Origin of the sequence: Pseudonocardia sp. ICBG1142 (assembly GCF_020496255.1) — a bacterium.
Taxonomy (GTDB): Bacteria; Actinomycetota; Actinomycetes; order Mycobacteriales; family Pseudonocardiaceae; genus Pseudonocardia.
On sequence record NZ_JAHLJC010000030.1, the window covers coordinates 371220 to 396271 of the forward strand.

A 25052-nucleotide genomic window follows, 5' to 3' on the forward strand; every position below is an offset into this window, starting at 1 on the left:
ACCCCGTGTGGAGCCGCCGGATCGCGCGGACGACGATCGGCGGGCGTTCTCAGCGGGCCGTGAACCCGCCGTCGACCCGCAGCTCGGCCCCGTTGACCATGGCGGCCTCGGCCGAGGCCAGGTAGACGACGGCCGCGGCGACCTCCGACGGCTCGGCGAAGCGGCGCGCCGGGATCTCGGCGCGGTGCGCGTCTCCGGCCGGGTTGTCCCACGCCGCGCGGCCCAGGTCGGTGAGCACGACCGTCGGCGAGACGGCGTTCACCGTCACCCCGTGCGGCCCCCACTCGACGGCGAGGGTGCGGGTGAGCCCGTTGATCCCCGCCTTGGACGCGCAGTAGGCCGCGTGCTGCTCCAGCCCGCTGCTCGCCGCCTGCGAGGCGAGGTTCACGATCCGCCCGTACCCCTGTCCGACCATGACCCGGCCCGCGGCGCGGGCCATCAGCCAGGACCCGGTGAGGTTCACGTCCAGAGTGCGGCGCCAGTCGTCGATCCCCAGCTCCAGGGCCGGGGCGAGCCGCGCGATCCCGGCCGAGTTGACCAGCACGTCGACCCGGCCGTGCCGGGCGACGACCTCGTCGACGCAGGCCACTGCGGCGTCGGGGTCCGCGACGTCGACGACGTGGGTCGACGCGCGGACGTCCGGGACGCCGTCGGTGCGCAGGTCCGCGGCGGCGACCACCGCGCCCTGCCCGGCGAGCGCCCGGACCACCTCGGCGCCGATCCCCGACGCGGCCCCGGTGACGAGGGCGACCGACCCGGTGAGGTCGAACATCAGCAGTCCGTCCCGACGGTCTCCGCCTCGGCGAGGCGCTCGCCGTCGCGCCGGTCGTAGGAGTCGAGCACGGCGACCTTCTCCGCCGACGCGCTCGCCGGGTCGAACCGGTGGTCGAGCCAGCCGTCGACGAGCGTGCGCGCGAGCTCGATCCCGACCACGCGCTGGCCCATGCAGAGGACCTGCGCGTTGTTGGACTTCACCGAGCGCTCGACGGAGAACGGGTCGTGGGCGGTGACCGCACGGACACCCGGCACCTTGTTCGCCGAGATCGCCACGCCCAGCCCGGTCCCGCAGATGAGCAGGCCACGGTCGGACTCCCCCTCGGCGATCCGGCGGGCCGCGGCGACGCCGATGTGCGGGTAGGCGGTGTGCCCGTCCGCGGCGACGCCGATGTCGACCACCTCGGCGACGCGGTCGTCGGCCTCCAGGTCGGCCTTCAGCTTCTCCTTGTAGTCGTAGCCGGCGTCGTCGGCGCCCACCACGATGCGCAGCTTCTCGCTCATGTCTGCTCCTCCTGCGACGTCAGGACGTCGGCGACGGCCGTGACGATCAGGCCGAGACTGGTCGCCCCGGCGTCGGGTGTGCCCACGCTCTTCTCGGCCAGCGGGCGGGCCCGTCCGATCCGTGGCCGCAGGTCGGCGGTCGCGGCGGCGGCGTCGGTCGCGGTCGCGGCGGCGGCCGTCCACGCGCTGGCCAGGCCCTCGCCGTCGCCGACCCGGCACTCCAGCTCGTCGACGAAGGGCAGCAGCGCGTCGAGCAGGGTCTTGTCCCCCGCCCGCGCCCCACCGAGCTGCTCGATGGTCGTCGCGAACGTGCGGACCCCGGCGGCGACGGTCGCGGCCGGGTAGCCGTCGGCGGTGTCACCGAGGTGGCGCCCGAACGCCTCGAGCGCGGCGCCCCACAGCACCCCGGAGGTGCCGCCGGCACGTTCGGCCCAGGCCTGCCCGGCCTGCTGGAGCACCCAGCCACCGCCGACGTCGTCGCCGAGCTCGGCGACCCGGGCGGTGGCGGCGGTGATGCCCTTGAGCATGCCGCGGCCGTGGTCGCCGTCGCCCGCGACGGCGTCGATCCGGCCCAGCTCGTGCTCGTGGGAGCGGATCGTCGACTCCGTCGCCGCCAGCGCGGCGCGGACGGTTCCCGCCAGCTCCCGGCCCGCGGCGCTCGCCGCGGGCGCGGTGAGGACCGCGTCGGCCTCGGCGAGCTCGTAGGCGGTCGGCTCGCGCAGCGCCGCCAGCGGCGCGGCGGTCTTGCGGTAGGCGGGGGTGTAGGCGTCCGCCCGCCACAGCGGCTCCAGCTCGTCGTCGAGCCACATCAGGGTGAGCGAGCAGCCACCCATGTCGAGGCTGGTCACGAGCTCGCCGACCTCCGGGTCGACGAGCTCGTACCCGGCGGCACGCAGCCGCGGCGCGACGTGGCGCCACAGCAGGAACAGCTCCTCGTACTTCGTGGTGCCCAGCCCGTTCAGGATCGTCCCGACCCGGGCGGGGGCTCCCGGGGGAGCGTGCTTCAGCACGTCGTCGACCAGCAGTTCCGCCAGCTCGCGGGCGGGCAGCATCGGGACGTCGCGGATGCCGGGCTCGCCGTGGATGCCCAGGCCGAGCCCGAGGTGTCCGGCGGGCACCGAGAACAGCGGCTCGTCCTCGCCGGGCATCGTGCAGCCGGTGAACGCGACGCCGAGGCTGCGGGTGGCGGCGTTGGCGGCCCGGCCGAGCCGTTCGACCTCGTCGATGTCCGCGCCGCGCGCGGCGGCGGCGCCCAGCGCCTTGAACACCGTGAAGTCGCCGGCGATCCCGCGGCGCCGTGACTCCTCGTCGGCGGAGGCGACGTCGTCGGTGACGACCACGATGCGGGTGTCGATCCCCTCCTCGCGCAGCCGGTCGGCCGCGATCCCGAAGTTGATGTTGTCACCGGCGTAGTTGCCGAAGCTGAACACCACACCGCGGCCCTGGTCGGCGGCCTTCGCGACCGAGTACGCCTGCGCGGCCGACGGCGAGGTGAAGATGTTGCCGACGACGGCGCCGTGCGCGAACCCCGGCCCGACGGTCCCGCAGAACGCGGGGTAGTGCCCCGACCCGCCCCCGATGACGACGGCGACCTGGGGGTCGCCGTCGCCACGGTGGGCGACCACACCGCCGTGCACCCCTCGGACACGGTCGGCGTAGAGGTCGAGGAAGCCGTCGAGCTGGTCGTCGGCGAACGTGGCGGGGTCGTCGTAGATCCTGGTCACGAGGTCTCCTTCACCGGGGTCGCGACGGCGGCGCGCGGCGTGGGGGCGTCCTGCGGGACGTTGAGGAACGAGACCATCACGAACGCCGCCGCGTAGAGGGCGACGAAGGCCCACACGACACCGACGTTCCCGGCCCCGATCCCCAGCATCAGCGCGACGACGCCGGACCCGAGGAACGCGGCACCGCCCGCGGCGGTCGTGTACATGGCCATCGCGGCGCCCTTGTGGTCGGGTGCGAGCGCGGGCATGATCGCGCCCATCGGGACGAACCCGGCGAGCAGGCAGCCGAACACGCAGCCCGCGGCGACCGAGACCCAGAAGCCCCAGGTCGATCCGGCCGGGACGGCGTGCGGCACGTACCACCAGAGCAGCAGGCCGACGGCGGAGCCGAAGACGCCGAACCACTGCACGGTGCGGCGCCAGCCCCACCGGTCGCCCACGGCCCCGAACACGGCGTTGACCAGGATGTTCGTCGCGTAGACGAACACGGTCATGGTCAGCCAGCGGCTCTGGCCCCAGCCGAGGTCCACCGCGATGACGGTCGGCAGGATGATGAACATGCCGTACTGCGGCGCGGTGTTGATCAGCCGGACCAGGAAGCCCATGAGGATCTTCGGGTTGGTCGCGGTCAGCCGCAGCCCGGCGGTCAGCACCTGGCCGGTGGTCTCCCCCGCCGGCGCGAGCCGCTGCGTGGCGTGCGGCTCGTGCACACCGAAGCGGGCGATCAGGAACCCGGCGACGACGAGCGCGGTCGAGCCGACCATCGCGGCGGTCTCGCCACCGGTGCCGCCGCCGAAGGCCGGGATCATGCCGAGCGCGAACAGCGAGCCCAGGGTGGGCAGGCCGCCGGTGAACATGACGTAGAACCAGCCGACGGCGACGCCGTTGCGCGAGTACGGCGTGACGACGTTGATCCACACCAGGAACGCGAACGCGAAGAGCGGGTAGCCGAAGCCGCGCAGGAAGTAGGTGGCGGCGACCAGCGGGAGGCTGCCGAGCTGCAGGCTCAGCAGGAACAGCACCTCGAACACGACCCAGACGACGACGCCGAGGGTCATGACCCGGCGCGGCCCCCACAGGTCGGCGAGCGCGCCGGACAGGTAGCTGCCGATCAGCACGGCCAGGCTGTAGCCGGTGATGATCGTCGCGACGGTGGCCTCGGGCGAGCCGAGCACCGCCTCGATGTGCGGGGAGATGAAGTTGGACTCGGTCCCGTTGCCGGTCATGAAGACCAGCACGCCGAGGAAGCCCCAGCGCAGGGAGTGCGGGATGCCGATGCGGTCGAGGAAGGTCTCGCGCGATGTCGTCGTCGACACGGCGGCGCTCACGCGTTCGGGAGGATCGAGACCTTGACCGACGCACCGGAGGTGTCGCCGACCAGGTCGAGGGCCTTCTGGAACTCCGCGAGCGGCACCTGGTGGGTGCAGATGTCGTCGATCGGGAGCTTCCCGTCCTCCAGCATCTTGATCGCGGCGGGCCAGCAGTGCGGGCCGAGGTGGGCGCCGCGGACGTCGAGCTCCTTGTCGTCGGAGATGATCGACCAGTCGACGGTGACCTCGGAGCCGAAGACCGAGTACTCGACGTAGGTGCCGAGCTTGCGCAGCAGGTTCAGCCCCTGCGCGACGGCCGGCACGGCGCCGGAACCCTCCAGGTAGACGTCGGCGCCGTAGCCCTCGGTGAGCTCCTTGACCCGGGCGACCGCGTCCTCGCGGGAGATGTTGATGGTGAGGTCGGCGCCGGTGCGGCGGCCGAGCTCCAGCTTCTCGTCGTCGAGGTCGAGCGCGATCAGCAGGCGGGGGTTCTTCGCGCGGGCTCCGGCGATCAGGCCGAGGCCGATCGGGCCGCACCCGGCGACGACCACCACGTCGTCGAAGGAGATCGTGGCGCGCTCGACGGCGTGCAGCGCACACGACAGCGGCTCGGCGAACGCGGCGTGCTGCGGCGCCAGGTCCGGGGAGACCCGGTGCACCCTGGCGCGGGTCGGGACCAGCATGTACTGGGCCATGGCGCCGTCGAAGTTGCGGAAGCCGAACATGTCGTGCGGCCCGCACATCCAGTACTGGCCACGCAGGCAGTAGCGGCACTGCTCGCAGGGGACGATCTGCTCGCAGGCGACGCGGTCGCCGACGGACACGCCGTGCAGGGCGAGGCCCTCGTCGTCGCCGGACACGATCCGGCCGACGAACTCGTGGCCCGGGGTCACGCCGGTCTGGGCCCAGGCGGGGCGGTTCTCGTCGCCCCAGAACTTCGCGGCGCCGTGGTAGCACTTCAGGTCGCTCGCACACACGCCCACGGCCTCGACCTGCATGAGCAGCTCACCGGGGCCGGGCTTCGGGACGTCCACCTCCTCGAGGCGGTAGTCCTCGGGGCCGTGCACGACCACCGCCTGCATCCGGGTGGGGATGTTCTCTGCCACGGCGAAACCTCCATTGGTGCCATGCGGGCTGCTGCATACGTCTGTCGGTGAGCATGCGTTCTCCCGTGAACATCCGTCAGCACATCCGTTCCTGATTGAACAAACGTGCAGTAGGCTGGCCCGACACCGGTCCGACGCAGTGGAGGATGGCGATGGCGCCGAACGACGTCTCCCGACGCGACCTGGGGCTGATGCACCGGGCCGCACGGCTGTACTACGTCGACGAGCTCAACCAGGCCGCGATCGCCGAGCGGCTCACCGTGTCGCGCCCGACCGTCTCCCGGCTGCTCGCCGAGGCCCGCCGGGTCGGGATCGTGCAGATCACCGTGCACGACCCGGACTCGCTGCACACCGGCGACGACGACGCGCCCCGGCTCGCCGCCGCGCTCGGGCTGGACCGGGTGTGGCTGGCCCCGGTCGTCACGGGCGACCTCGGCCGGTCGCTCGCCGAACCGGTCGGTGAGGCGCTGCGGGAGGCCGGCCTACGCGCGGGCGACGTCCTGCTCGTGTCCTCCGGGCGCACCGTGTGGGAGCTGAGCCACACCGCGCTGCCCACGCTGGCCGGCTGCGAGATCGTGCCGACCGTCGGTGGGGTCGCCGAGCCCGAGGCGTGGCACCAGACCAACGAGATCGTCCGGTCGGTCGCCGAACGCGGGCACGGGCGCCCGCACTTCCTGTTCACCCAGGCCATGCCGTCACCGGCGATGAGCCGCACGCTCGCCGACGACCCGGAGTTCCGCCGGGTCACCGGGTTCTGGTCGCGGGCGCAGGCCGCCCTGGTCGGCGTCGGCGCACCCCCCGCGGGCCGCGACTCGATCTCGACCTCGGTCCCCCTCGACGACGAGGGGCTGCGCGCCGGCGTCGGCGACGTCTGCCTGAACTTCTACCGCGCCGACGGACGTCCGATCGCCTTCCCGGGCAGCGACCGGATGGTGCGGATCTCCCCCGACCAGCTGCGCCGGGTGCCGCGGACGATCGCCGTCGCCGTCGGGGAGGAGAAGGTGCCGAGCATCGTCGGCGGGGCAAGGGCGGGCCTGTTCAACCGCCTGGTCACCGACGCCCCGACCGCCCGCGCCCTCCTGGACGCCCTCGGCACCGTCTGACCCGCCGACGGACCGATCGCATGCGACGTCCACACCCCTTGTCCGCCGTCCACACCCGTTGAGAGGGGTGTGGACGGCGGACAAGGGGAGTGGACGCGGCAGGTCAGGCGGTGGGTGAGGTCCAGGGGGTGCCGGTGATCCGGCGGTAGACCTCGGCGTAGCGGTCGTGGACGACCTTCACGACGTCGTCGGGGACCTCGGGGCCGGGAGCAGTACGGTCCCAGTCCAGACCGGCGGACCAGTCGCGGACGTACTGCTTGTCGAAGGAGAACTGCACGCGACCGGGCTCGTAGGAGTCGGCGGGCCAGAACCGCGACGAGTCCGGGGTGAGCACCTCGTCGCCCAGCACGATCTCGCCGGAGGCGTCCCGGCCGAACTCCAGCTTGGTGTCGGCGACGAGGATCCCGCCCTGCGCGGCGGACTCGGCGCCGCGGCGGTAGACCTCCAGGGTCAGGTCCCGCAGCCGGGCCGCGGTGTCGGCGCCGAGCAGAGCCACGACGTCGTCGAAGGTCATGAACTCGTCGTGCTCGCCGACCGGCGCCTTGGTGGTCGGCGTGAAGATCGGCTCGGGCAGCTTCGAGCCCTCGACCAGGCCGGTGGGCAGCGTGACGCCGGAGACGGCCCCGGTGCGCTGGTACTCCTTGAGCCCGAGGCCGGTGAGGTAGCCGCGGGCGATGCACTCGACCGGCAGCATCTCCAGCGGACGGCAGCGGACGGCGCGCCCGGCGAACTCGGCGGGGATGTCGTCGGTGCCGATGACGTGGTTGGGCACGAGGTCGCCGGTGCGCTCGAACCAGTACAGCGACAGCGCGGTGAGGATCGCGCCCTTGTCCGGGACCGGCGTCGGGAGCACCACGTCGTAGATCGACAGCCGGTCCGAGGCGACGAGCAGCAGCTGGGCCGGGTCGCGCGACTCGTCGAGGTAGAGCTCGCGGACCTTGCCGGAGTGGACGAGCCTCACAGGATCCCTCCGGGGGTGTAGGCGGCGGCCTCGGGGTGCTTCGCGGTGATCGCGGCGATCTTCTCCGTCACCGTGGTGACCTGCGCGGACGCGGCACCGGTGAAACGCAGCGGGTCCTCCAGCAGCCGGTCCAGCGTGCCGACGGGCAGGCCGAGCCGGTCGTCGCCGGCGAGGCGCTGGAGCAGGTCGTTGTCGGCCTGGCCCTGCTCGCGCATCGCCAGCGCGACGGCGACCGCGTGCTCCTTGATGACCTCGTGCGCGGTCTCCCGGCCGACCCCGGCCCGCACCGCGGCCATGAGCACCGCGGTGGTGGTGAGGAACGGCAGGTAGCGGTCGAGCTCGCGGGCGATCACGGCCGGGTAGGCGCCGAACTCGTCGAGCACGGTCAGGGTGGTCTCGTAGAGGCCGTCGAGGGCGAAGAACGCGTCCGGCAGCGCGACGCGGCGCACCACCGAGCAGGAGACGTCGCCCTCGTTCCACTGGGCTCCTGCGAGGTCGGCGGTCATGACCGACAGGCCGCGCAGGATCACCATGAGGCCGTTGATGCGCTCGGCGGAACGGGCGTTCATCTTGTGCGGCATGGCACTCGAGCCGACCTGGCCGGGGGCGAAGCCCTCGGTGGCGAGCTCGGCGCCCGCCATCAGCCGGATCGTCGTGGCCAGCGACGACGGCGCCGCCGCCAGCTGCACCAGCGCGGTGACGACGTCGTGGTCGAGCGAGCGCGGGTAGACCTGCCCGACGCTCGCGAACGCCTCGGCGAACCCGAGGTGCGTGGCGACGCGCCGCTCCAGCTCGTCGAGCTTGGCCGCGTCGCCGTCGAGGAGGTCGAGCATGTCCTGGCTGGTGCCCATCGGGCCCTTGATCCCGCGCAGCGGGTAGCGCGAGCGCAGGTCCTCCAGCCGGGCGTGCGCGACGAGCAGCTCGTCGGCCGCGGAGGCGAACCGCTTGCCCAGGGTGGTGGTCTGCGCGGCGACGTTGTGGCTGCGCCCGGCCATGACCAGCTCGGCGTACTCCGACGCGCGACGCCCGAGCCGCGCCAGGACAGCGACGGTCCGGTCGGCGACGAGCTCCAGCGACAGCCGGATCTGCAGCTGCTCGACGTTCTCGGTGAGGTCGCGGCTGGTCATGCCCTTGTGCACGTGCTCGTGGCCGGCGAGGGCGTTGAACTCCTCGATGCGGGCCTTCACGTCGTGCCGGGTGACGCGCTCACGGGCGGCGATCGAATCCAGGTCGACCTGCTCGACGACGGCCTCGTAGTCGTCGATCACCGACGCCGGCACCTCGATGCCCAGGTCGCGCTGGGCGCGCAGCACCGCGATCCACAGCCGTCGCTCCAGCTGGATCTTGTACTCCGGAGACCAGAGGCGGACCAGCTCGGGGCTCGCGTAGCGCGCGGCCAGCACGTTGGGAATCACGTGGCGCGATGGTAATGGCTGCTCACGGCCCCGCCACGGCCGGGAGCACAGGCTCACACCCGGGGGCTCACGTCCGGGGCAGCGCGTCCAACGCCTCGCGCAGGGCGACCCGGCCGACCGCACGCGGGTCGGGGTCGGCCTCGATCAGCGCGGTGAGGACGACACCGTCGACGAGCGCGGTCAGCCTGCGGACCTCCCCCGGCCCCGGGCGACGGCCGGTCGCGCGGGTGAGGGCCTCGTCGAGCAGGGCGTCGAACTCGACGCGCTGGGCCCGCAGCAGCCCGGCCAGAAACGGGCGCCTGCCGGAACCGATCAGCCGCTCGAACCGGCACAGGACGGCGTCGAGGCCGTCGGTGCGCGAGCGCGGCCCGAGGAGCAGGTCGAGCACGATCTCGGCCGGGTCGTCACGCCGGGCGAGGCAGTCGTGGGCGTCCGCGAGCTCGGTGCGGGCCAGCCGGTCGAGCGCGGCGGACACCAGGTCCTCCAGCGAGGAGAAGTAGTACGTGGTGGCGGCCAGCGGCACCCCGGCACGCTCGGCGACGGCGCGGTGGCGGATCGCGTCGAACCCGCTCTCGGCCAGCAGGTCCGCTGCCGCCGCCACCAGCAGGGCGCGGCGCCGTTCACCCTTCTCGGTCTGTTTCGGGGCCGCCATCGCCACATAGTGCCAAGACCGGCCCCATCCGGACGAGTGAGATACCGGACTCGACGCCCAGGTGGGACAGGGGACCGTGACCGTTTCGTGACCCTGCCGTTCTCACCGTGACCGGTATGGAACACACTGTGGGTGTGCGCCCGTCACCCAGAAGCCGCTGGTCGTCGCGTGGTGGCACGCGCGGCGCGGCGGCCGCCCCGGCCCCCGGTGAGCCCGTCGACCTGCGGTCGGACACCGTCACGCTGCCGACCGAGGCGATGCGCCGGGCGATGGCCGAGGCCGAGGTCGGCGACGACGTGCTCGACGGCGACCCCACCATGCGCGAGCTGGAGGAACGGGTCGCCGGCCTGCTCGGCGCCGCCGACGCGCTGTGGACCCCCACCGGGTCGATGGCCAACCTGATCGCGCTGATGAGCAGGCTCGGCCGGGGCGAGGCGTTCCTCGCCCCGCAGGGCGCCCACGTGCTCGACTTCGAGCTGGGCACGGCCGCCTGGCTGGCCGGCGGGATGCCGCGGCCGCTGCCGCACGACGCAGGCCCCGGCAAGGTCACCGCCGCGGCGGTGCGCCGGGCCGCCGTCGACGACGGCTCCTACGCCGCGCTGCGCCCGGTGCTGCTGTGCCTGGAGAACACGCACAACTCCGCGGGCGGCACCGTGATCGCTCCGGAGGAGCACGCCGCCGTCGCCGCGGCGGCACGGGCCGCCCGGCTGTCGGTGCACCTCGACGGCGCCCGGTTGTGGAACGCCGCGGTCGCGCTCGGGGTCCCGCCGGGCGCGCTGACCGTCGGCGCCGACACGGTCGCGGTGTGCCTGTCCAAAGGGCTGGGCGCGCCGGTCGGATCGGTCGTCGCGGGGTCGACGGAGTTCGTCGAGCACGCCCGGCGGCTGCGCAAGATGCTCGGCGGCGGCGTCCGGCAGGGTGGGGTGCTGGCCGCGGCCGGACTCGTCGCGCTGGAGGAGATCGACCGGCTCGCCGAGGACCACGACCTCGCGACCCGACTCGCCGCCGGGCTGCGCGAGCGCGGCTGACGGGTCCGCGAGCCGCAGACCAACATCGTGCTGGTGGACGTGGCCGACGTGCGCGGCACGATCGCCACGTTCGCCGAGGCCGGGGTCCGCGCAGGTGCCATCGCGGGCAAGCTGCGGCTGATGACCCACCGCGACGTCGGCGACAAGCACATCAAGGCGGCACTGGACCGGATCGGCGAGGTCGGCCCGGCCAGCACCGGCTCCCCCGGCGGTCCCGGGATGCTGCCCCGCACCGCCCTCGGCAGCTGAGGCCGCCGCCCCGCTGCACCGTCCGGTCCGGTCGGGGCCCGTCCCACGACATCGGCGACGGGGCGCGTCGGACGCCCGTCGTCGCCGCCGTCACAGTGTCGCGCAGAGTCAACTCACTGTCGTCCGAAGTCAAGTCGCCCCGCACGATCGGGTCCACACTGGGCGACGGCCGGACGCCGGAGCAGGCATCGGCCTAGGCTTCCGCCGCCGTCGCGCCCGTGCGTACGCACCGCTGCGCGCCGGTGGCCCCGACCCCCGACCGGTGCCGGTGAGCTGCGCGGACCCGCGATCGCCGGGAGTCGCGCGGCCCGTGGTACCCAGGACAGCAGGACCGTCATGACCAGCTCCGCCCCCTCGCCCGCCCCCTCCTCCGCATCCGATCCGGAGGCGGCCCTCGTCGCCGAGGGCGTCGCCGTCGACGGCGCCCACGGGGTGCTGCTCGCGCCGACCTCGCTGCGCGCCGTCCCCGGCTCGGTCCTGCTGGTCGCGGGCACCCCCGGGTCCGGGCACACCGCGCTCGCGCTGGCGCTCGCCGGGCGGATGCGGCCCGACCAGGGCACCGTCACCCTCGACGGCGACGACGACCCCCGCCGGCTGCGCCGGGCCGTCGCCGTCGTCGACACGCCGGGGGTCAGCGAGCCGGAGCCGGTGCTGCCGCTGCGGACCGTCGTCGGCGAGGAGCTGGCGATGGCCGGGCGCGGCACCACCCCGCGGGCGGTGACCGAGTGGCTGGGTGCGCGGGGCGCCGAGAGCTGGGTGCGCTCGCGGTTCGAGGACGTGCCCGCACCCGTGCGGATCGGGCTGATGACCGCACTCGCCGCGTCCCGGCCCGGGGTGCGGGTGCTCGTCCTCACCGCGCCGGACCGGCACGGCGGCACCCCGGTGACCTGGTGGCAGGTGGCCTCCGAGCACGCCCGTGCCGGGTTCACCGTGGTCGTGACCTGCATCGAGGGGTCTGCGGCGCTGCTGGGGGTGCCGGCGGTCCGGCTCGGCGGCGGCGACGCCGGCGCGTTCCCGGAGCCGCCCGGGCGGCACAGCAGGCCCGAGGACCCGACGGGGCCGCTGACCGTCGTCGCGCCGCAGGGGGCCGACGACCTGCCCCAGGGCTGGACCCGGCGGCTGCTGCGCCGCCCGTCCGGGGCCGCGCCGGCCCCCGAACCGGGCACAGCCACCGGCACCGGCACCGAGGACGCCGGCACGGCGATCCTGCCCGGCGCGGAGCCCGCCCCGGAGCCACCCGACGCCACCAGGTCCACGGCCGACAGCGGGACCAGCGGGAACGAGACCAGCGGGAACGACACCACGGAGAGGACCTCATGAGCGCGGTCAGGATGGCGATCAGCGAGCTGAGGCGGATCACCGCCGGGCGGCTGCCGGTCCTGGCCGTGCTCGCCCTGCTGCTGATCCCGATGCTCTACGCGGGCTTCTACCTCTACGCCAACGGCGACCCCTACTCCCGCCTGGACCAGGTGCCCGCCGCGCTCGTCGTCGAGGACACGGGTGGCACCGACGCCGACGGGAAGGCGCAGAACGTCGGCCAGGACGTCGCGACGGAGCTGACCGAGTCCGGCTCGTTCGACTTCCACCGGGTCTCCGCCGCCGAGGCCGACCGCGGTGTGCGCGACAACGTCTACACCTTCGCCCTGACGATCCCGCGCGACTTCACCGCGGCCCTGCAGTCCTCCGGTGAGTTCACCCCGCGCCAGGGGATCCTCGTGCTCACCACGAACGACGCCAACAACTACCTGGCCCGCACGATCGCCGACACCCTCACCACCCGGGTCCGCGACTCGGTCGCCAAGGAGGTCGGGACGCAGGCCGCGGACCGGTTCCTCACCGGCTTCTCCACCATCCACACCAAGACCCAGGAGGCCGCGGACGGCGCCGGGAAGCTCGCCGACGGCGCGGCGACCGCCCACGACGGGGCGGGCCAGCTGGCCTCCGGGGCGGGCGAGCTCGCGTCCGGGCAGCGCCGGCTCCTCGACGGCGCGACGCAGCTCTCCGGCGGCGCCGACCGGCTCGCGACCGGGGCGGGGACCCTCGCCTCCGGTGCCGGGACCGCGGCGACCGGGGCGGACCGGCTGTCCTCGGGCGCGGGTGAGCTCGCGACCGGGCTCGGCACCCTCCGCAGCGCCACCGCGGACCTGCCCGCGCAGTCGCGCAGGCTCGCCGACGGCGCCCGCCAGGTCGCCGACGGCAACGCGCAGCTGGCCGCGGCCGGGGACCGGGTCGCGCAGGAGAGCGCCCGCCTCGCCGACCAGCTCGACGCCGCGGACGGCACCATCGCCGCGTCGCTGCGCGAACGCGGTTTCACCGACGAGCAGGTCCAGCAGGCTCTCGCCGCGCTGGCGACGGCCAAGCAGCCGCTCGTCGACGGCAACGCCCGCGTCCAGCAGGTGTCCGGGCAGCTCGACCGGCTCGGGTCCGGCGCCGGGCAGGTCGCCGACGGCGCCGAGCAGCTGGCCGCGTCCGCGCCGCAGCTCAGCCAGGGCATCGCGAGCGCCGCCGACGGGGCCGGGTCCCTGCGCGACGGCGCGAGCGAGCTGTCCGGCGGCGTGCGGAAGCTCGCCGACGGCGCCACACAGCTGTCCACCGGCGCCACCGCGCTGCGGACCGGGGCGGACCAGCTCGTCACCGGGGAGCGCACCGCCGTCGACGGCACCGACCGGCTCGCCGACGGGGCGCGCCGGCTCGACGCGGGCACCGGCGAGCTCGCCGGCGGTGCGACGCAGCTGCACGACGGCCTGGCCTCGGGGCTGGGCGACATCCCGAACCCGGCGCCGGGGGTCCGGGAGGCCACCGCCGCGAACATCGGCGACCCGGTCGCCACCCGCGACGTCGCCTACTCCCAGGCCGACACCTACGGCGCCGGACTGGCCCCGTTCTTCATGGCGCTGGCCACCTGGATCGGCGGCTACGTGCTGTTCCTGCTGGTCCAGCCCCTGTCCCGACGGGCGATCGCGGCCGGGCAGAGCCCGCTTCGGATCGCGCTGGGCGGCTGGATCCCGGCAGGCCTGCTGGGGATCGTGCAGGTCACCGGCATGTACGCGGTGGCGTCGCTGCTGCTGGGGATCACACCGGTGCACCCGGTCGCGACGCTGGCCCTGCTGTGGCTGACCTCGATGACGTTCACCGCGATCGTGCACGCCCTCAACGCGCTGCTCGGCGCGGTCGGGCAGTTCCTCGGGCTGGTGCTGATGGTGCTGCAGCTCGTCTCGGCGGGCGGCACGTTCCCGTGGCAGACCATCCCCGCGCCGCTGTACCCGGTGCACCACGTGATGCCGATGGGCTACGCCGTCGACGCACTGCGGCACCTCATGTACGGCGGCGAGCTGGCCGGTGTCGTGGGCACGGCGGTGCCGGTGCTGCTGGCCTGGTTCGTCGGCGCGCTCGCACTGGCGACGTTCGCGGCGTACCGCAAGCGGGTGTGGACGGCGACGGCGGTGAAGCCCGAGCTGGTGCTCTGAGAACCGTTCAGACCCAGGCCCGCAGCCGCTCCAGCGCCTCGGTGATGGCCTCCGGCGTCCCGGCGCCGGAGAAGCGGACGTAGCCACCGCCGTCGACCGGGTCGAAGTCCTGCCCCGGTGCGACGGCGATGCCGGTCTCGTCGAGCAGCCGGTAGGTCAGGCCCATCGAGTCCTCGTCGTCGCGCAGCAGGTGCGCGATGTCGGCGTAGACGTAGAACGCGCCGTCGGCGGGGGCGAGCCGGGTGATCCCGAGTGCGCGCAGTCCGTCGAGGAGGAGGTCGCGGTTGCGGCCGTAACGCACGACGTGGGCGTCGGCCTCGGCGTAGCTCGCCTCGTCGAACGCGGCGAGCGCGGCGTGCTGGGGCAGCGCCGGAGGGCAGACGGTGAAGTTGCCGGCGAGGCCCTCGACGGTGCGCCGCAGCCGCGGTGGGCAGACCAGCCAGCCGAGCCGCCAGCCGGTCATCGAGAAGTACTTCGAGAACGAGTTGACCAGCACGGCCTCGCGGGAGGTCTCCCAGGCGCAGCTCGTCGCGGGGCTGCCCGGGAAGGTGATGCCGTGGTAGATCTCGTCGCTGACGAGCTGGATGCCGCGGTCCTCGCAGTAGGACGCGAGCGCGGCGAGCTCGGTGGGGTCGAGGACGGTGCCGGTGGGGTTCGCCGGGCTGGCCACGATCAGACCCTTCACCGGCTCGTCGAGCGCCTCGAGCATCTCGACCGTGGGCTGGAACCGGGTGGCCGGACCGCACGGCAGCTCGACGACCTCGCAGCCCAGCGCGGCGAGGATGTTGCGGTAGCAGGGGTAGCCGGGACGGGCCATGGCCACGCGGTCGCCCGCGTCGAACGCGGCGAGGAAGGCCAGCAGGAACCCGCCGGAGGACCCCGTGGTGAGGACGACGTCACCCGGGTCGACGTCCAGGTCCCGGGGCCGCCGGTAGTGCCCGGCGACGGCCTCGCGCAGCTCGGCGATGCCAGGGGCGACGGTGTAGCCGAGCACCTGGGACCCCAGGGCGGCGACGGCGGCCGCGCGGACCGGTTCCGGCGCCGGGGTCGAGGGCTGCCCGGCCGAGAGGTTGATCAGGTCGCCGTGGGTGCGGGCCCGCTCGGCGGCGGCGGCCCAGACGTCCATGACATGGAACGGGGCGACGGCGGCGCGGGCGGCGACGGTCAGGCGGGTCACGCCGCCGAGCCTAGGCGGCGGCCCCCTGGGGACCGGACCGCGCGCCCGGGCGGGAGCCCCTCCCGGGCGCGCGGTCAGTCACGAACCGGGGCGGGCACAGGGCCCGCCCGGTGTCACTCGGCCTCGAAGCCCAGGGCGTCGACGACCGCGCCGACCTGCGCGTCGGTGGCGGCGACGGTCTCGTCGAGGTACTCGGCGACCGGGGTCAGCTCGGCCGCCTGCGCGGTACCGGTGAACGCCAGGGCGGCGAGCGGCGCGGCGACGACGCCACCCACGAGGGCGAGGGCGCGACGACGACGGGCCTGCTGGGGAGCGTGGGCCATGATGATCCTCCTGAGGTTCAGGGGCACCGGCTGTGCCCCTGTGCCACAGGACGATTCCCCGCCGCACCGGTGGAGATCAAACCCTGGTGTCCGTTTTAACCGGCTCTTCATGATCATCGAACAACCGGCCTTCGAACGCCCAGGTGGGCCCATTCGGACTAATCTCGCTAGGCCATACGGGCGTTACGCGGCGGTAACATCAACCCTGCGCAACCGGAACGCTGACCTCGCCCCGCTCGGCCTTGAGACCGATGTCGGTGCGGTGGTGCGAGCCCGCGAGGCGGACCGGCGCCAGCCGCGCATAGGCCTCGGCCCGGGCGGCGGCGAGGTCGGAGCCGGTGCCCACGACCGACAGCACGCGCCCGCCGGAGGAGACGACCGCGCCGTCGTCGCGGCGACGGGTGCCGGCGTGCAGCACACCGTCGCCCTCGGCGCCGGTGATGACGTCACCGAGCCGCGGGGTGGCCGGGTACCCCTCGGCGGCGACGACGACGGTCACCGCAGCCCCCTCGGCCCACTCGATCGCGGGCTGCTCGGCGAGCGTGCCGGTCGCGGTGGCGAACAGCAGCTGCGACAGCGGGGTGCGCAGCAGCGCCAGCACGGCCTGGGTCTCCGGGTCCCCGAAGCGGCAGTTGAACTCGATGACCGCGGGGCCCTCCGAGGTCAGCGCGAGACCGGCGTAGAGCAGCCCGGTGAACGGGGTCCCGCGGCGCACCATCTCCTCGGCGACCGGCGCGACGATCCGGGCGACGAGCTCCTCGGCGAGGTCCTCGCCCGCCCAGGGCAGCGGGCAGTAGGCGCCCATGCCGCCGGTGTTGGGGCCGGAGTCGTCGTCGCCGACGCGCTTGAAGTCCTGCGCGGGCAGCAGCGGCACGACGGTGGCACCGTCGACGAGGCAGAACAGCGACGCCTCGGGCCCGTCGAGGAACGACTCCAGCAGCGCCGGGTGGCCGGCGTCGAGCAGCCCGAGGGCGTGCGCGCGGGCCACCTCGATGTCGTCGGACACGACGACGCCCTTGCCCGCGGCCAATCCGTCGTCCTTGACGACGTAGGGCGGGGTGAACACCGACAGCGCGGTGTCGAGGTGCGCCGGGTTGTCGACGACGACCGACGAGGCCGTCGGCACCCCCGCCGCGCTCATCACGGCCTTCGCGAACGCCTTGGACCCCTCGATCCGGGCCGCCTCGGCGCTCGGGCCGAAGCAGGGGATCCCGGCCTCCCGGACCGCGTCGGCCGCGCCGTTGACCAGCGGACCCTCCGGCCCGATGACCACGAGGTCGGCCTTCCAGGTCCGCGCCAGCTCGACGACGGCACCGTTGTCGGTGACGTCGAGCCCGAGCTGCTCGGACACCGCGGCCGTCCCCGCGTTGCCGGGGGCGACGGCGAGCGCCGACACCTCCGGGTCCTGCGCCAGAGCCACGGCGATGGCGTGCTCACGCGCACCGCTTCCCACGATCAGGATCCGCACGGTGGCCGAGCGTATCCGTGCACGTCGGACGACGGGGAACCGGTCTCGGATCAACCGTCGCAGCGCTGCAGGTGGGCACCGATCAGGGCGGTGACGTGTGTGGGGTGCTCCTGCTGCGGGAAGTGACCGGTGGCCGGGAGCGTGTGGTGGGTCAGCCCGGCGCCGGCGAACCGCTCGTCGCCGCGCATGGTGGTGTCGAGCACGCACGGGTCGTCGGCCCCGTGCACCTGCAGCACCGGCACACCCACCGGCCGGGAGACCTCGCGGGCGAACCGGTGACCGTCGGGGCGCAGCTGGGAGCGCATCGACCAGCGGTAGTACTCGAGGCTGCAGTGGGCCACGGTGGAGATCCGCATCGCCTCGGCGTTGCGGGCCACGACGTCGGCGAAGTCGGCGGTCGCGGCCCACTCCGGCCCCGCCCAGGCCCGCATGATCCGGCCGACCCGGGCGCCGCCGTCGGCGCGCAGCGAGCGCTCCGGCAGCCGCGGCAGCTGGAACCCGGCCATGTAGCGGCTGGCCGCCCCCTGCCCGAGGGGGTCGCGCAGCAGCGCGTCCCGCATCACGATCGGGTGCGGCGCCCCGAGCCCGGTGAGCGAGACGACCAGGCGCGGGTGCAGCGTGGCGACCGTCCAGCCGATCGTGGCGCCCCAGTCGTGCCCGACGACGTGGGCGCGCGACTCCCCGAGCGCCCGGATCAGCCCGGCGCAGTCCCCGGCGAGGGTCCACAGGTCGTAGCCCCGGGGAGGCTTGTCGGTGTCGCCGTAGCCGCGGAGGTCGGGCGCGACGGCCCGGTAGCCGGCGTCGCCGAGGGCGAGGAGCTGGTGGCGCCAGGTCCACCAGAACTCCGGGAAGCCGTGCAGCAGCACGACCAGCGGGCCGGTCGGTGGGCCGTACTCCGCGAGGTGCATGCGGATGCCGTTGGCCGACACCGCACGGTGCGTCCACGGACCGGGGATCCGGACGACCGAGGGGTCGGGCGGGGTGCCGGCCGTCGCGGACACGCCGGATCAGCCCGCGGCTGCGTGCCGCCCGGAGGTGCCGTCGGCGATCTCGCGGACGTTGTCGCGGTCACCGCGCTGGCCGCGCTGGGCGAGCACCTGCGCGGAGTCCTTGAGCGAGTCGATGGTGCGCTCCGGCTTGCGGATCTTGCGGACCCGCAGGTAGCCGAGGAAGCCGAACAGGCCGGCCACGAGCAGCATGAACAGGAACGTGATCCCGAAGCCCGCGGCGCGGTTGAGCCAGATCGAGAGGAACTCGGCGAGGGTGAAGAACAGGTAGAACAGGCTGAACAGCCCGATCACCGCGGCGATCACGAAGAAGACGCTGCCCTGCACGCCCTTCTTCACCTCGGCCGTGACCTCGGCCTTGGCGAGCTCCACCTCCGACCGGACCAAGGTCGAGAGGTGGGTGGTGACGTCCTTCGCGAGGGCGCCGAGGGACGCGTCGCGCGGCCCCGGCTCGTTCGTGAGCGGGATCGAGGGCAGGACCGGCGGAACCTCCGCGTTGCCCGACTGGCTGTTGCTGGCCACCGTCTTCCCTCCTGCTGGTGCACTCGCCTGCCCGGGGTGCTGGGGTCCCCCGGACGGCCGTCGTTCGGTGAGCCGCCATCGTGCCACGGGGTCAGCCGGGCTGCTCGGCTGCGCCACGCCGGGGACGGGGCCTCACTCGTCCGGGCGGCCGCGCAGCTTCTTGATCTGTCCGCGCCGGTTCTTGGCGTCGAGCCTGCGGCGCTGCGACCCGCGAGTCGGACGGGTGGGGCGACGGGTACGCGGGCCCGCCGCGGTCGCCTCGCCGAGCAGGGTCGCGAGCCGCCCACGGGCGGCCTCGCGGTTGCGGAGCTGGCTGCGGTGCTCGGACGCGACGACGGTCAGCACGCCGTCGACGAGCCGGTTCGCCAGCCGCGACAGGGCCCGGTCGCGCAGGTCCTCGGGGACGCTCGGCGAGCCCGCGAGGTCGAAGGACAGTTCCACCCGGGAGTCGGTGGTGTTGACGCCCTGCCCCCCGGGCCCCGAGGCGCGGGAGAACCGCCAGCTCAGCTCGCGGGCGGGCACGACGAAGCCGCGCCGCACCTCGATCGGGTCGTCCACCACCCCAGTGTCGCCCATCGGTCCCGGGCCCCGCGGCACGCGCGGGGCCCGGGGACCCGGTCAGTCCTCCTTCGACTCGCTCATGCCGGACGAGATCAGGTCCATCACCGACGAGTCGGCGAGGGTCGAGACGTCGCCGACGTCCCGGTTCTCGGCGACGTCGCGCAGCAGGCGGCGCATGATCTTTCCGGAGCGGGTCTTCGGCAGCTCCTCCACGACCAGGATCTGGCGCGGCTTGGCGATCGGGCCGATCTCCTTGGAGACGTGGTCGCGGAGCGCCTTGATGGCCGCCTCGCCCTTCGCCTCGTCCTTCGACGCGCTCCCGCGCAGGATCACGAACGCGACGATCCCCTGGCCGGTGGTCTCGTCGGAGGCGCCCACGACCGCGGCCTCGGCGACGGTCGGGTGGCTGACCAGCGCCGACTCCACCTCCGTGGTCGAGATGCGGTGCCCGGAGATGTTCATGACGTCGTCGACGCGGCCGAGCAGCCAGATGGCGCCGTCGTCGTCGTACTTGGCGCCGTCGCCGGCGAAGTAGTAGCCCTGCTCGGCGAAGCGGGACCAGTAGGTCTCCTTGTAGCGCTCGGTGTCGCCCCAGATGCCGCGCAGCATCGAGGGCCAGGGCTTGTCGAGGACGAGGTAGCCGCCCTCGCCGTTGCCGACGGGGGTGCCGGTGTCGTCGACGACGGTGGCCGAGATGCCCGGCAGCGCACGCATGGCCGAGCCCGGCTTGGTCGCGGTGACGCCCGGCAGCGGGGCGATCATCTGCGAGCCGGTCTCGGTCTGCCACCAGGTGTCGACGATCGGGCAGCGCTCCTTGCCGATCTTCTCCCGGAACCACATCCAGGCCTCGGGGTTGATCGGCTCGCCGACCGTGCCGAGCACCCTGAGCGAGGACAGGTCGTACTTCGCGGGGATGTCCTCGCCCCACTTCATGAACGTGCGGATCAGCGTCGGGGCGGTGTAGTAGATCGAGACCTTGTACTTGTCGACGATCTCCCAGTGCCGGCCCTCGTGCGGGGTGTTCGGCGTGCCCTCGTAGATCACCTGCGTGGCGCCGTTCGCGAGCGGCCCGTAGACGATGTAGGTGTGCCCGGTGACCCAGCCGATGTCGGCGGTGCACCAGTAGACGCTCTCGCCCGGCTTGTGGTCGAACACCACGTTGTGGGTGTACGCGGACTGCGTGAGGTAGCCGCCGGAGGTGTGCAGGATGCCCTTCGGCTTCCCGGTGGTGCCCGAGGTGTAGAGGATGAACAGCGGGTGCTCGGAGTCGAAGGACTCCGGGGTGTGCTGGTCGGACGCACCGTCGACGACGTCGTGCCACCACACGTCGCGGCCGTCGGTCCACGGCACGTCGGTCTCGGTCCGCTTGACGACGAGGACCTTCTCGATCGAGGTGCCCGCGACGGCCTCGTCGGTGTTCTCCTTCATCGGAGCCGGCTTGCCGCGCCGGTACTGACCGTCGCTGGTGATCAGCACCTTGGCCTCGGCGTCCTCGATGCGCGCCTTGAGCGCGCCCGGGGAGAACCCGCCGAACACGACGCTGTGCAGCGCGCCCAGGCGGGCGCAGGCCAGCATCGAGAACACGGCCTCGGGGATCATCGGCAGCTGGATGGCGACGCGGTCGCCCTTGCCGACGCCCAGCTCGGTCAGCGCGTTCGCGGTCTTGGAGACCTCGCGCTGCAGGTCGGCGTAGGTGATGGTGCGGGAGTCGCCGGGCTCGCCCTCCCAGTGGATGGCGACGCGGTCGCCGTTGCCGGCCTCGACGTGCCGGTCGGCGCAGTTGTAGGCGACGTTCAGCTCGCCGCCGACGAACCACTTCGCGAACGGGGGCTGCCAGTCCAGGACGGTGTCCCACTTCTTCGTCCAGTGCAGACGGTCGGCCTGCTCGGCCCAGAACCCCTCGCGGTCGTCATCGGCACGGTCGTACCAGTCTGCGGTGGCGTTCGCCTGCGACGCGAACTCCTCCGACGGCGGGAACGACCTGCTCTCGCTGGAGAGCGCGCTGAGCGCGGAACTCTTCTCGGACTCGGCCATGTCCTGGTGTCCTCCTCGACGCGGCGGGTCACTTCGGGCCGACGTGGCGGCCTCGGGCGCACTCGGTGTGCGCACACGTGTGCGGTCCGACGCTAGTGAACCGTCCTCGCCCGTGCACCGTCTGTCGGGACAGGTACCGACGGGACACGGACGCCACACCTGACCGTCCGCGCAGGTGGGGGGCCGTTCCCGGGTGCGACAGGGTGTCCGCGGGGCCCCGACGGCGGGCGGGCGGATGTCCGGCGGTCGACGGATCACCACGACCGGTCGCCGAGCGGTCCACACCGCAGGGGTACTTACCCGGCGGTAGCCCACCGGTTGGGACGATGACGTCCATGGCCCGCCCCGCAGCAGCCGATCCGCTCGCCCCGCTCGCCGCACTCCCCGGCGTCGCCGAGGCGGTCGCCCGCGCCCGCGACGCGGCCACCGAGGTGCACAACCAGCCGGTCAACCGGCGCGGCTGGCCCGCGACGGCCGCCGAGGCCGCCCTGCGCGCCGCCCGCTCCTCCGCCGCGATCGACGGAGCCCCGCTGCGGCCGGTCACCGCCGACCACGTCTCCGACCCGGTCCTCGCGGGCGCCGTCCGGATCGCCGACGAGCGTGCCAAGCTCCTCGACACCTGGCGCCGGGCCCCGCTGCAGGGACTCGCCCGGCTGCACGTGCTGGCCGCGGGGGACCTCGTGCCCGCCGAGGAGCACGAGCAGGTGCTGGGCCGGCCGCGCCCGGCGACGTCGGCGCGGCTCACGGCACTGGCCGACCTGATCGGCGGGGGCACCTCGGTGCCGGCTCCGGTGCTGGTCGCCGTCGTGCACGGCGAGCTGCTGACCCTCGCGCCGTTCGGCACCGCCGACGGGGTCGTGGCCCGGGCGGCGGCCCGGCTGACCGCGATGTCGACCGGGCTGGACCCACGCGGTCTGTCGGTGCCCGAGGTGGGGTTCCTGCGCCGCACCGCGGAGTACCGGGAGGCCGCGGCGGCGTTCGCGTCCGGGACGCCCGACGGGCTGGCCCGCTGGATCGTCCACACCTGCGCGGAGTGGGAGGCGGGCGGCCGGGAGGGCCTGTCGATCGCCGCCGCGCAGTCCGGCTGAGCACATGAAGGAGCCGGGTGGCGCCCCGAGGGGCGCCACCCGGCCCGACGTGGGAACCGGCGTCCTGGCGTGCACTACGTGCCGTGTTGCGCGGCCTCGGCGCCCGGCGTCCCGGTTCGCAGGCCCACGACGACATGCCTCCCGCGGCGTGCTCGGCGTGGACGTGGTCCGGTCCCCAAGTACGGAGCCCGGTCAGGGGAGACGCCTCTTCTCCTCCGAGACGCCCCTGGCCCGGCCGGGGTCCGTGGCTCCTTCGTAGACCCGGAACGTGATGTGGGCAACCCCTTCACCGATGTGCACCGGTTCAGCAGCACAGGGTGACCGGCGACGACCGCCCGGTGGGTGCACGACGACGCACGGACGGCGGTCGCGGTCGGGGTTGTGGGCGCGTTCCTGCTCCGCGACCTGCACACCTGACTGGGTTCGCACTCCCGCACCGCGGCACTCCGCCCAGGACCGCCCGCATCGGCGTGACCGGTCGCGTTGATGCACGGCGTCGGCGTTGTTGGACGGCGTCGGCCACGCCGGGCCGCTCCGGTCGAGCCGTCCGCCCGCCGCGCCTGCCCATCCGCCCACACCTGCCCGTCGCCCCGGTCGCCAGCCCGCCCGGTGCGCCGTGGGGCCGTGCGACGCCGTCGATCAGTACATGAGCGCTGGTGGCCGCTGTCTGGGCAGCACTCATGCACTGATCGACAGTGGGTCGGCGCTGGACGGCGCGACACGGCGCCGCGCTGTCCTGCTCTGTACCGCTGTCCGGCACGGCGCGGACCTGTGTGGCTCAGCCCGGCGCGGCACGGTCCATCCCCGCCCCCCGCGACCCCCTGCTCCGGCGCCCCCTCCGGGTCTGGCGCCCTGCCCCGTCGCCCCTCGTCCCGCGCCGCCCCTCCGCACGGATCGATCAGCACATGAGCGTCGTCCTGAGCGCCGCGAGCAGCACTGACGTGCTGATCGACGAGCACCGGGCCCGCACAGCGAGCACTCCCCGATCACGCAGTGCGCAGTCCTCAGGCGAGGCGGGACGAGGACGCCGGTCGCGCGAAGCGCAGACCGCTCACCTCGGGCCGCGCCGTCCTGCCCCCAGGCCGGCCGTCGTGTCAGCGGCCGCCGCGGGCGGACCGGGTGACCGCTGCGCCGGCCAGCAGCGCCGCGAGCACCCCGCCGACCGCGGCCGCGCCGAGCAGCGCCGGGTCCCGCCACGGCCCCGCCGCACCGACCCCGCCGGCGTCCGGACCCTCCGCGTCGATGGCCGGGCCGGCGGGAGCACCGCCCCGGGCCCCGGCCGCGAACCGGTCCGACAGCCGGTCGCGCAACCGGAACAACCGGTCCCGCCGGGACGCCGCGCGGACGAACGCGAGCACCGGCCACCCCCGCTCACGGGCGATCGCCCGCAGCTCGCGGTCGGGGTTCACGACGGACGGCTGGCCGACCGCCTCCAGCAGCGGCAGGTCGGTGATCGAGTCGGTGTAGGCGGCGCAGTGCGCGAGGTCGAACCCCAGCTCCTCGGCGATCTCCCGGGCCGCGACGGCCTTGCCCTCGCCGTAGCAGTAGAACTCGATCTCCCCGGCGTAGCGGTCGTCCACGACGTGCATCCGCGTCGCCCGGAACCGTTCGATCCCGACCAGCTCGGCGATCGGCTCGACGACCTCGAGCCCCGACGCCGACAGCAGCACGATCTCCGCCCCCTGCCCGCGGTGGTGTTCGATCAGCCGGAGCGCCTCCGGGTAGACGAGCGGACCGATGATCTCCTGCAGCGTCTCGGCGACGATCGTGCGGACCCGCGCCACCTCCCAGCCCTCGCAGATCAGCACCATCCGACGGCGCAGGGTGTCCATCGTGGACGCATCTGCCCCGGCGAGCACCAGCAGCAGCTGGGCCCACGCCCCGCGCAGGACGGTCGCGCGGTCGATCAGACCGGCACGGGCGAACGGCCGCGCGAACGCCAGCGCACTCGACCCGGCGATGATCGTGTTGTCGAGGTCGAGGAACACCGCCTGGGGGACGGTGGCACCGGCGGTCCGGTCCGGTGCGGCGGGGGCTCTGGAGGTCTCGGGCACGACGTCCAGCGTGCCGGAAACGCGGAGCGCACGTCCCCGGCCCTCCACTCCGTCCACATCCCCGGCCGTCGACCCCACTGCGTGCCCCACCGTCCCTGCACCGCTCCGCCCGGCTGCGAGCAGACCGATGCCCAGCAGCGGAGAGTGATCGGCTGCATGCGACCGGTCGCCCGGACGCGCCCACCGGTCAGTGGCGCACTTCACGCCGTCGGGAGCCGGGAGTGACGTCGTCACCGGTACCGGTCGGCGCAGGCCACGGCCGGAGTATGGGCGCGACCGGCATGTTCCGGCTACAGTTGACCGAGCTCGGACCTGGTCCGAGCGGGTTCAGCTCGACCCCCCGGGGCTGAACCGCCCGACGGCCCCCGCCAATCCCCCCTGGCGGGGGTCGTCCTACGTCCGGGCCGGGACGGACACGGTCGTGTCCCCCGCCGCCGCCTCCGCGCCATTCCTCGTGGCTCCGTGCCGCTCCTGCGTCGCTCGCCCGCGCGAGGGTCCGCCCCTCTGCTCCATCCTCCCGCGCGG

20 protein-coding genes and 1 pseudogene are annotated in these 25052 nt (G+C 74.1%); 5 read left to right on the forward strand and 16 right to left on the reverse strand.

All coding sequences use genetic code 11. The annotated features are described in order from the left end of the window. Nucleotides 1-49 precede the first annotated feature (49 nt). Genes KPL59_RS15860 through KPL59_RS15880 form a run of 5 tightly spaced genes read right to left on the reverse strand, consistent with a single transcriptional unit; the run spans nucleotide 50 to nucleotide 5418 of the window. Nucleotides 50-772, reverse strand: coding sequence for a GolD/DthD family dehydrogenase (locus KPL59_RS15860; protein ID WP_226361253.1), 723 nt, complete (start codon nucleotides 770-772; stop codon nucleotides 50-52). Next, nucleotides 772-1278 (reverse strand): ribose-5-phosphate isomerase, encoded by a 507-nt coding sequence (locus tag KPL59_RS15865; protein ID WP_226361254.1) that lies wholly within the window; start codon nucleotides 1276-1278, stop codon nucleotides 772-774. The genes KPL59_RS15860 and KPL59_RS15865 overlap by 1 nt, the downstream gene beginning before the upstream one ends. Continuing rightward, nucleotides 1275-3002, reverse strand: a complete 1728-nt coding sequence (locus KPL59_RS15870; protein WP_226361255.1) for a dihydroxyacetone kinase family protein — start codon at nucleotides 3000-3002, stop codon at nucleotides 1275-1277. The genes KPL59_RS15865 and KPL59_RS15870 overlap by 4 nt, the downstream gene beginning before the upstream one ends. Then, the gene (locus KPL59_RS15875; protein WP_226361256.1) at nucleotides 2999-4330 is read right to left on the reverse strand and encodes an RbtT/DalT/CsbX family MFS transporter; all 1332 of its coding nucleotides are present in this window, start codon (nucleotides 4328-4330) and stop codon (nucleotides 2999-3001) included. Before KPL59_RS15875 ends, KPL59_RS15870 begins: the two co-directional genes overlap by 4 nt. Next, the gene (locus tag KPL59_RS15880; protein WP_020623693.1) at nucleotides 4327-5418 is read right to left on the reverse strand and encodes an alcohol dehydrogenase catalytic domain-containing protein; all 1092 of its coding nucleotides are present in this window, start codon (nucleotides 5416-5418) and stop codon (nucleotides 4327-4329) included. The genes KPL59_RS15875 and KPL59_RS15880 overlap by 4 nt, the downstream gene beginning before the upstream one ends. A gap of 152 nt (nucleotides 5419-5570) precedes the next feature. Here KPL59_RS15880 and KPL59_RS15885 point away from each other — a divergent pair, with 152 nt between their 5' ends. Beyond that, nucleotides 5571-6521 (forward strand): sugar-binding transcriptional regulator, encoded by a 951-nt coding sequence (locus KPL59_RS15885; RefSeq protein ID WP_226361257.1) that lies wholly within the window; start codon nucleotides 5571-5573, stop codon nucleotides 6519-6521. Nucleotides 6522-6624: 103 nt separating this feature from the next. On the opposite strand, the gene KPL59_RS15890 is transcribed toward KPL59_RS15885, so the two are convergent. From KPL59_RS15890 to KPL59_RS15900, 3 genes are all read right to left on the reverse strand, one after another. Next, on the reverse strand, nucleotides 6625-7482 hold the full coding sequence (locus tag KPL59_RS15890) for a phosphoribosylaminoimidazolesuccinocarboxamide synthase (RefSeq protein WP_060713577.1): 858 nt from the start codon (nucleotides 7480-7482) through the stop codon (nucleotides 6625-6627). Beyond that, nucleotides 7479-8897 carry an adenylosuccinate lyase gene (gene purB, locus KPL59_RS15895; protein ID WP_226361258.1) on the reverse strand — a complete coding sequence of 473 codons (1419 nt, stop codon included), beginning with the start codon at nucleotides 8895-8897 and terminating at the stop codon, nucleotides 7479-7481. Before purB ends, KPL59_RS15890 begins: the two co-directional genes overlap by 4 nt. Before the next feature lie 67 nt (nucleotides 8898-8964). After that, nucleotides 8965-9549, reverse strand: a complete 585-nt coding sequence (locus KPL59_RS15900; RefSeq protein WP_020623689.1) for a TetR/AcrR family transcriptional regulator — start codon at nucleotides 9547-9549, stop codon at nucleotides 8965-8967. Between the two features lie 116 nt (nucleotides 9550-9665). On the opposite strand from KPL59_RS15900, the pseudogene KPL59_RS15905 reads away from it, so the two are divergent. The 3 genes and pseudogenes from KPL59_RS15905 to KPL59_RS15915 all read left to right on the forward strand — a co-directional run bounded on the left by KPL59_RS15905 (nucleotide 9666) and on the right by KPL59_RS15915 (nucleotide 14293). Continuing rightward, a pseudogene (locus KPL59_RS15905) lies at nucleotides 9666-10826 on the forward strand (GntG family PLP-dependent aldolase). A 336-nt stretch (nucleotides 10827-11162) separates the two neighbouring features. After that, complete coding sequence (locus tag KPL59_RS15910) at nucleotides 11163-12146, forward strand: ATP-binding cassette domain-containing protein (RefSeq protein WP_226361259.1); 984 nt, start codon at nucleotides 11163-11165, stop codon at nucleotides 12144-12146. Continuing rightward, nucleotides 12143-14293 (forward strand): YhgE/Pip domain-containing protein, encoded by a 2151-nt coding sequence (locus KPL59_RS15915; protein ID WP_226361260.1) that lies wholly within the window; start codon nucleotides 12143-12145, stop codon nucleotides 14291-14293. Before KPL59_RS15910 ends, KPL59_RS15915 begins: the two co-directional genes overlap by 4 nt. Nucleotides 14294-14300: 7 nt before the next feature. On the opposite strand, the gene KPL59_RS15920 is transcribed toward KPL59_RS15915, so the two are convergent. From KPL59_RS15920 to acs, 7 genes are all read right to left on the reverse strand, one after another. Beyond that, entirely contained in the window at nucleotides 14301-15419 is a 1119-nt protein-coding gene (locus tag KPL59_RS15920) for a pyridoxal phosphate-dependent aminotransferase (protein WP_226362090.1), read from the reverse strand. A 164-nt stretch (nucleotides 15420-15583) separates the two neighbouring features. Next, entirely contained in the window at nucleotides 15584-15793 is a 210-nt protein-coding gene (locus KPL59_RS15925; RefSeq protein ID WP_075550151.1) for a hypothetical protein, read from the reverse strand. A gap of 199 nt (nucleotides 15794-15992) precedes the next feature. Beyond that, entirely contained in the window at nucleotides 15993-17261 is a 1269-nt protein-coding gene (gene purD / locus KPL59_RS15930) for a phosphoribosylamine--glycine ligase (RefSeq protein ID WP_226361261.1), read from the reverse strand. A gap of 50 nt (nucleotides 17262-17311) precedes the next feature. Continuing rightward, nucleotides 17312-18262, reverse strand: coding sequence for an alpha/beta fold hydrolase (locus KPL59_RS15935; RefSeq protein WP_226361262.1), 951 nt, complete (start codon nucleotides 18260-18262; stop codon nucleotides 17312-17314). 6 nt (nucleotides 18263-18268) lie between these two features. Beyond that, nucleotides 18269-18790, reverse strand: a complete 522-nt coding sequence (locus tag KPL59_RS15940; protein ID WP_020627149.1) for a phage holin family protein — start codon at nucleotides 18788-18790, stop codon at nucleotides 18269-18271. A gap of 132 nt (nucleotides 18791-18922) precedes the next feature. Continuing rightward, nucleotides 18923-19366 carry an alternative ribosome rescue aminoacyl-tRNA hydrolase ArfB gene (arfB, locus tag KPL59_RS15945; protein WP_086002413.1) on the reverse strand — a complete coding sequence of 148 codons (444 nt, stop codon included), beginning with the start codon at nucleotides 19364-19366 and terminating at the stop codon, nucleotides 18923-18925. Between the two features lie 42 nt (nucleotides 19367-19408). Then, nucleotides 19409-21385, reverse strand: coding sequence for an acetate--CoA ligase (gene acs / locus KPL59_RS15950; RefSeq protein WP_020627147.1), 1977 nt, complete (start codon nucleotides 21383-21385; stop codon nucleotides 19409-19411). Between the two features lie 335 nt (nucleotides 21386-21720). Here acs and KPL59_RS15955 point away from each other — a divergent pair, with 335 nt between their 5' ends. After that, nucleotides 21721-22473 (forward strand): oxidoreductase, encoded by a 753-nt coding sequence (locus tag KPL59_RS15955; protein ID WP_226353729.1) that lies wholly within the window; start codon nucleotides 21721-21723, stop codon nucleotides 22471-22473. A gap of 1094 nt (nucleotides 22474-23567) precedes the next feature. Here KPL59_RS15955 and KPL59_RS15960 read toward each other — a convergent pair. Next, a complete protein-coding gene (locus KPL59_RS15960) occupies nucleotides 23568-24527 on the reverse strand; it encodes an HAD family phosphatase (protein WP_226353728.1) in 960 nt (319 codons plus the stop codon). Between the last annotated feature and the right edge of the window lie 525 nt (nucleotides 24528-25052).